Origin of the sequence: Mesorhizobium sp. M7A.F.Ca.CA.002.04.1.1 (assembly GCF_004022805.1) — a bacterium.
GTDB lineage: Bacteria > Pseudomonadota > Alphaproteobacteria > Rhizobiales > Rhizobiaceae > Mesorhizobium > Mesorhizobium ciceri.
This window is the reverse complement of the sequence record NZ_RZPL01000241.1, coordinates 1-7,276: the sequence shown is the minus strand read 5'-3', so window position 1 is coordinate 7,276 and position 7,276 is coordinate 1. Positions and strand designations below refer to the sequence as shown.

6 protein-coding genes and 1 pseudogene are annotated in these 7,276 nt (G+C 62.2%); 2 read left to right on the top strand and 5 right to left on the bottom strand.

Annotated features, from left to right (window positions below; all coding sequences use genetic code 11):
• The 3 genes and pseudogenes from ENZ75_RS14735 to ENZ75_RS14720 all read right to left on the bottom strand — a co-directional run.
• A pseudogene (locus ENZ75_RS14735) lies at nt 1-807 on the bottom strand (cobaltochelatase subunit CobT); the annotation flags it as partial.
• Between the two features lie 474 nt (nt 808-1,281).
• Nucleotides 1,282-2,268, bottom strand: a complete 987-nt coding sequence (cobS, locus tag ENZ75_RS14725) for a cobaltochelatase subunit CobS (RefSeq protein WP_013529367.1) — start codon at nt 2,266-2,268, stop codon at nt 1,282-1,284.
• Nucleotides 2,269-2,391: 123 nt separating this feature from the next.
• On the bottom strand, nt 2,392-3,021 hold the full coding sequence (locus tag ENZ75_RS14720; RefSeq protein ID WP_013529366.1) for a J domain-containing protein: 630 nt from the start codon (nt 3,019-3,021) through the stop codon (nt 2,392-2,394).
• Between the two features lie 181 nt (nt 3,022-3,202).
• Between ENZ75_RS14720 and ENZ75_RS14715 the strand changes: the two genes are divergently transcribed.
• Nucleotides 3,203-3,505, top strand: coding sequence for a BolA family transcriptional regulator (locus ENZ75_RS14715; protein ID WP_063169109.1), 303 nt, complete (start codon nt 3,203-3,205; stop codon nt 3,503-3,505).
• 15 nt (nt 3,506-3,520) lie between these two features.
• On the opposite strand, the gene ENZ75_RS14710 is transcribed toward ENZ75_RS14715, so the two are convergent.
• Nucleotides 3,521-5,074, bottom strand: a complete 1,554-nt coding sequence (locus tag ENZ75_RS14710) for an acetolactate synthase large subunit (protein ID WP_063169110.1) — start codon at nt 5,072-5,074, stop codon at nt 3,521-3,523.
• 98 nt (nt 5,075-5,172) lie between these two features.
• Nucleotides 5,173-5,979, bottom strand: coding sequence for an alpha/beta hydrolase (locus tag ENZ75_RS14705; protein WP_063169111.1), 807 nt, complete (start codon nt 5,977-5,979; stop codon nt 5,173-5,175).
• Nucleotides 5,980-6,219: 240 nt separating this feature from the next.
• Here ENZ75_RS14705 and ENZ75_RS14700 point away from each other — a divergent pair.
• A partial coding sequence (locus tag ENZ75_RS14700; RefSeq protein ID WP_128278159.1) for a PrkA family serine protein kinase occupies nt 6,220-7,276 on the top strand: 1,057 nt, incomplete at its 3' end.

Below are 7,276 nucleotides of genomic sequence, written 5' to 3'. Positions count from 1 at the left end.
TTCGTCATCGGCGGAAGCTTCGGCATCCTCGGACTGCGACTGCTCGGAGCCGGAATCCTCTTCGCCGCCCTCCTCGCTCTGCTCCTCGCCTTGCGGCTGGTTGTCATCATTGTCCTCGGAATCTTCCGTCTCCTGGTCGTCGCCGAGTTCCTCGGCCATTTCCATGGAGGCCAGCATCTCGCGCACGACCCGGGCGAACGCCTGCTGGTCGCCGAGCTTGGCCGACAATCCGTCGAGGTCGGCCTTGGCCTTCTCCTCGACCCAGGGGCGCCAAAGTTCGACCAGCCGCTCGCCGCTTTTCGGGATCGGACGGCCGGTCAGCTTCTCGCGCACCATCAGGGCAAGAGCTTCCTCGATCGGCGCGTCGGCCTTGTCCTTGATGTCGACGAGGTTGGCCTTGGCGTATTTGTCCTCCAGCATCGAGCCGATATTGTCGGCGACGCCCTGCATGGCGCGTGAGCCTATCGCCTCGACGCGGGCCTGCTCGACCGCGTCATAGATGGCGCGGGCCGCCTTGCCTTCCGGCGCCAGCTTGGTGTGGATGCGCACATCATGGCAGGCGCGCTTCAGCGCCATGGAATCGCCGAGGCCGCGGGTGATCGCGATATCGGTCTTCGATGCCTTCTTGGGCAGCTCCGGCAAGCGCGCGCGGCTGCCGGCGAGCGCCGGCCGGTCCTTGGCGAAACCGACTTCCAGTTCCTTGTCGCCGGCAATGGCGCGCATGCAGACGGTGACGGCACGCTTGAAGCTGTCGGCTTCAGAGCCCGTCTTCGACTTGTTGCGCGTGTTGTCGCCCGGACCCGCCATCATCTATCTCTATTGTACCGCTGGCCGCTGGCCAAGCTGAGTGCGCAGGAGGCCGATAATCTCTTCGACCGAGATCGTAAAATAGCCGCCTTTCCCACTGTCATATGCCTGTCTCCAATGACTGTATCCGTGGTCAAACCCGTCGGGAATTGGACGAACACCCTCAAGTTCAACCAGACTTTCTCTCAGTACGTCAGCCGCTACAGGGAGGTGAGGGATTGTTTGCAGCTGCTTTCCGTCATTAGGTATCGGCGCGTCAGAGACTGAGATCGATACGATCGGCTGACTTTCGCCTTCCAGATAATCGACAGCGCCTATGATCACACGCGAGGATACTGGTGTCGCGCCGTGATACGTCCAAGTCTGCCCAGGTTTGAGTGGTTGGTTCTGGGCCATGGCTGCCTGACTGAGACCAAAGCAGAGGAATACAAGACTCCATAGGAACGTCCGGTGGGTCGTTCCCATGGAGCGGTCTTAGCCCAGCACCACGTTGGCGGCGCTCTCGGGCAGATCCTCGCCGAAGGCGCGCTGGTAGAACTCGGCCACCACCGAGCGCTCCAGTTCGTCGCACTTGTTGAGGAAGGTCAGCCGGAACGCCATGCCGATATTGCCGAATATCTCGGCATTCTCTGCCCAGGTGATCACCGTGCGCGGGCTCATCACGGTCGACAGATCGCCGTTGATGAAGGCCGAGCGCGTCATGTCGGCGACGCGCACCATCTTGTTGACGATGTCCTTGCCCTTGCCGTCGCGATAGTGCTTGGCCTTGGCCAGCACGATGGCGACTTCATTGTCGTGCGGCAAATAATTCAGCGTGGTGACGATCGACCAGCGGTCCATCTGGGCCTGGTTGATCTGCTGGGTGCCGTGATAGAGGCCGGTGGTGTCGCCCAGGCCGACCGTGTTGGCGGTCGAAAACAGCCGGAAGGCCGGATGCGGGCGGATAACCCGGCTCTGGTCGAGCAGCGTCAGCCGGCCTGACGATTCCAGCACGCGCTGGATGACGAACATCACATCCGGACGGCCGGCATCATACTCGTCGAAGCACAGCGCGACATTGTGCTGGTAGGCCCAGGGCAGGATGCCGTCGCGGAATTCGGTGATCTGCAACCCGTCCTTGACCACGATCGCGTCCTTGCCGACGAGATCGATACGGCTGACATGGCTGTCGAGGTTGACGCGCACGCAGGGCCAGTTGAGGCGGGCGGCTACCTGTTCGATATGGGTCGACTTGCCGGTACCGTGATAGCCCGACACCATGACGCGGCGGTTGTAGGCAAAGCCCGCAAGGATCGCCATCGTCGTGTTCTTGTCGAACAGATAGTCCGGGTCGATGTCGGGCACATGCTCCGATGTCACCGAATAGGCCGGCACCACCATCTTGGATTCGAAGCCGAATTTCTCCTTCACCGACACCGTCGTGTCGGGCAGGTTGGCGATGTCGCGATCGACCTTGTTCATATCTCTCAACGTCTCCACGGGCGAAACGTCTGATTTCGCCGGCAATCGATTTTGTCCGGGGGCGGTCTTAAAGCCTTTTCCAACCTTATGAAAGTTGGAAAACGACACGAACCGTATGGTCGCTCAGCACAGGCCCGCCTGTTTGAGCACGCGATAGGCTTGCAGCACATCGCGGAACCGGTCTTCCGAACCTCTGTCGCCACCATTCGCATCCGGATGGTGTAGTTTCACCAGTTCCTTATAGCGCGCCTTGATCTCCTTGCCAGTCGCCTTTGTATCAAGACCAAGCGTTTCCAGCGCCTTGGCCTCAAGCGGCTTGGCCTTGCGCTCGCGCGCCTCGCGCGGATCCTTGGGTCCCTTGAACAGGTCGAACGGGTCGCGCATGCGGTTATAGTAGCCGGCGCGGCCGGAGCGCATCTGGGCCATATCGGGCGACGACCGGGTCGAGGCCCCGTTGGCGCCCATCTTCCAGGTCGGCCGGTGCCCGGTCATGGCTTCCTTCTGGAAGCGCGCGACCTCGGTGTCCGGCACGCCGGAAAAGTAGTTGAAGCCCTTGTTGTACTCGCGCACATGATCGAAGCAGAAGTGGAAATACTCACCCTCCTTCATGCGCCCGACCGGCGCACGATGGGTGCCCGCTTCCTTGCAGCCGTCCCACTGGCAGATCGGCGAGTGCGACTTCAGCTCCGCGTCCTTGTCGGGACGGACGCGAATCTTCTCGAAATATTTGGGGTACGGCTTCATCTTACCCATTTATGGGGCGTTCGCAGATGCGAAACAAGAATTGACATTTTCGCGATCATCGCCCTAACCGCTGAATCGCGGCATAAAGCAGGCGAATGGCGGATTTTGTTGCGCGGCGGCGGCCCCTCGCGAAACCGATTTTCGGTTTCCAGGCCGAGACGCCAACGATATGTGGTGAAGGGAGATGGCGATGTCCATACAGGCGACCATGGAAGACAAGCTCAACAAGGCATTTTCGCCGGACAGGCTGGTTATCATCAACGAGAGCCATCTCCATGCCGGCCACCACCATCACGGCTCCGACCATCACGGCACTTACGACGGCACCGGCGAGACGCATTTTCGCGTCCGCGTCGTCGCTTCCGCCTTTGCCAGCATGAGCCGCATCGACCGTCACCGCGCCGTCAACGAACTGCTTGCCGACGAACTGAAGGCCGGCGTGCATGCGCTGGCGATCGAACCCGCGGCTCCCGGCGAAAAGACCCGCTGGTAGGTCGCTTCCCCGCGCTCAGAGCACCGCTTCGATGAGGAACGGCCCGCGCCGTGACAGCGCACTGTCCAGCAACGCGTCGAAGCGCTCGCACGTATCGGCGCGAGCCGCCTCCACGCCCATGCCTTTGGCCAGCGATACCCAGTCGAGCGAGGGATGGTCGAGGTCGAGCATGCGCCTGGCGTTCTCGCCGATGGCGCCGACGCCGACATTCTTCATCTCGCCATGCAGGATCGCATAGGTTCGGTTGGAAAACACGATCGTCACCACGTCGAGCTTTTCCCGCGCCTGCGTCCACAATCCCTGCACCGTGTACATGCCGCTGCCGTCGGCTTCGAGATTGACCACCTTGCGGTCGGGACAGGCGATTGCCGCCCCGGTCGCCATCGGGATGCCGCCACCGATCGATCCGCCCGTGCCCATCATGTAGTCGTGCGGCGCGGCAAAGGCCGACAGCGCGAAGAAACGCCTGGCCGAGGTGACCGCTTCATCGCAGACGATCGCATCGGCCGGCAGTTTGCGCGCCACCGAAAGTGCGACGGCATCTTCCGTCAGCTTGCCGTTCGGCGTTGCCTCGTCGGGAAAAGCGGCCGCCAGCACCTTGTGTCGCGACGGCTTGATGCCAAGTTCGTCGCGAAGCGCCTCCAGCGCCGCATGCAGATCGTCGCCATGGGCGGCCAATGTCAGCACCTCGCAGCCTTCCCGGACAAGCCGTCCCGGTTTTCCCGGATAGGCGAAGAAGGCAACCGGCTCCTTTGCGCCGACCAGGATCAGAACATCGACGTCGCTCAGCACAGCCATCGCCGCATCGACCGGATAGGGGATGCGGGTCGGCGCGACACGCCCGCGCCCGCGTTGCATCCGTGCGATCAGAACCTCGCCGAACAGCCGGACGTCGCTGCCCGTCGAGATCTGCCCGGCGATGGCGAGCGCATCGGCGCGCGCGGCCTTTCCGCGAACGATCATGCCGGCCCGGCCCGGAGCGGCACGGATCGCCGCGGCGATCTTGCGTACCGCGTCCATATCGACGGCCGGCGTCGGCGCCAACGTCACCTTGCCGGGCAAAACCGCCTCGACTTCGCCCCAGGCGGCATCCGCCGGCAGGATCAGGGTCGCGACGCCGGGTGGTGTCAGCGAGGCGCGAAAGGCCGCTTCAGCTGCCGGCACGACATCGGCCGGACCCTTGACGCGGCCGACCCAGTTGGACATCGGCGCCGCAAGGCTCTCGATATCGCTGGTGAGTGGGGCATCGAGCGGCAGATGGTAAGAGGCGTGGTCGCCGACGATGTTGATCATCGGGCTGAAGGCACGCCGGGCATTGTGCATGTTGGCCAGCCCGTTGGCCAGGCCGGGACCGGTATGCAGCAGCGTCGCGGCCGGCCGATCGGTCATCCGCGCATAGCCATCGGCGGCACCCGTCACCACGCCTTCGAACAGCCCGAGCACGCAACGCATTTTCGGCTTGCGGTCAAGCGCTGCAACGAAGTGCATTTCGGAGGTGCCGGGATTGGCGAAGCAGACCGTCACATCATTGGCCAGAAGCACGTCACACAGGACATCGGCGCCGTTCATGCAATTCCCTCCCGCTCAAGATCGCAGAGCAGTTGCACCCGCGAGCACCTGCAGCAATGTCTTGCCGCTACTTTTGATCTAATCCAGTGCCGTAAAGATCAGCCAACCGTCGATTTCAGGAATGCCAGCGCGGCCGCGGTCAGCGCGTCGCCCTCCTCGCCGAAATCGCGATTGATCGACATATGCGTATAGGCGCTGCCGTCGAACAGCGTAACCTTGGTGCCCGTCGATCGCAGGCGCTCGGCAAAGGCCCTGGAGTCCTCGCTCCGGCCCGATGCCCGCGAATAGGCGATGAAAGTCGGCGGGTGCTTGCGGCCGTCGACATAGCTGGCCGGCGAAAGTGCCGCCCATTGCGCGGGATCGGAAAAGACGCGGGCATAGGCCCGGACCATACCGCCATTCTTGGCAAGTGCTGCAAGATCATAGGCCCTGGTGTCGTCGAGGATGAGCGCGGCTATGCCCGGCAATCCGCCGCGCATGCCGGTCAGCGCAACCAGATGGCAGCCGGCCGAATGGCCCATGCCGACGATGCGGTTGGGATCGCCGCCATGCCGGGCGATGTTGGCCCTGATGTAAGCATAGGCCTTTTCGACGTCACCAGCCTGGGTGGCGACATTGGCCTGCGGCAGCATGCGGTAATCGATGGAGACGAAGCAGAAGCCGTTGGCGAGCAGGAAGGCCGGTTTGGCGTCCACCTGACTGCGTTTGCCAAACTGCCAGGTGCCGCCATGAACGAAAAACACGACCGGCAGGCCGGTTGCACCATCGGGCGCGTAGATGTCGAGCTTGGCCGGCCCGTAGTCGAAGGTTTCTGGCGTGGGCCGGCGTGTTTTCCACGCGGCCGACGCTTCCAACGGCAGCATCGCCGCCATGGAGGCCATGATCAGGCTTCGTCGATCGATCATCATTGTCTCCTGGCAAGGCAAGACTGCACGCGGCCGCCCCAGCCGTCCAGTCAGGGGTTCGCAACACACCCGCTACCCGCTGAATACGGCTCCGCAACGAGCGCTTTGGTCTCGCGGAGTAGCCTCAATCCTTAAGATCGCGGCCACCTCTTCACATGAAGGGAACAAACGGTGCCCCCCGGCAGTTGAATGCGAGACGAGCCGAATGGAAGCCACAGCGGCTCCGAGGGCAAAAGCATCATGCGAGAGAACCAGTCTGACGTCTTCGATCTCTTTTCGGAAATTTACACCAACGCGGCGCAGGAAGAGATCAGCATCCAGCAATATCTCCTTGCCTGCCGCGAGGACAAGTCGATGTATGCCTCGGCGCCTGAACGGATGGTCGAGGCGATCGGCGAGCCGAACCTGGTCGACACCAGCAAGGATGAGCGGCTCGGCCGTATTTTCTCCAACCGGACCCTGAAAGTGTACCCCTCCTTCGCCGATTTCTACGGCATGGAGGATACAATCGAGCGCATCGCCGGCTATTTTCGCTATGCGTCCCAGGGGCTCGAGGAGCGCAAGCAAATCCTCTATTTGCTCGGCCCGGTGGGCGGCGGCAAATCCTCCCTTGCCGAGCGGCTGAAGAAGTTGATGGAACAGCGCCCGATCTACACGCTGAAGGTCGGCAACCAGGTCAGCCCGGTTTTCGAATCGCCGCTTGGCCTTTTCCATCCCGATCGCATGGGCGACCTGCTGGAGGATAAATACGGCATTGCACGACGCCGCTTGAATGGGCTCATTTCGCCATGGGCGGCCAAGCGCCTCGACGAACTTTCCGGCGACATTTCCAAGTTCAGCGTCGTCAAGCTGATGCCGTCGCGACTGCGCCAGATCGGCATCGCCAAGACCGAGCCCGGCGACGAGAACAATCAGGACGTCTCGGCCCTGGTCGGCAAGGTGGACATCCGGCAATTGGAAAACTTCAGCCAGTCCGATCCGGACGCCTATTCCTATAGCGGTGGACTGAACCGGACCACCCAGGGCCTGCTTGAATTCGTCGAAATGTTCAAGGCGCCTATCAAGGTCCTGCATCCGCTGCTGACGGCTACCCAGGAAGGCAGCTACAACGGCACCGAAAATTTCGGCGCCTTTCCCTACCAGGGGATCATCGTGGCCCATTCCAACGAGTCGGAATGGCTGCAGTTCAAGAACAACAAGAACAATGAGGCTTTTCTCGATCGCATCCTCGTCGTCAAGGTGCCGTATTGCCTGCGGATAACCGAAGAGCGGCAGATCTACGAGAAACTGTTGCGGG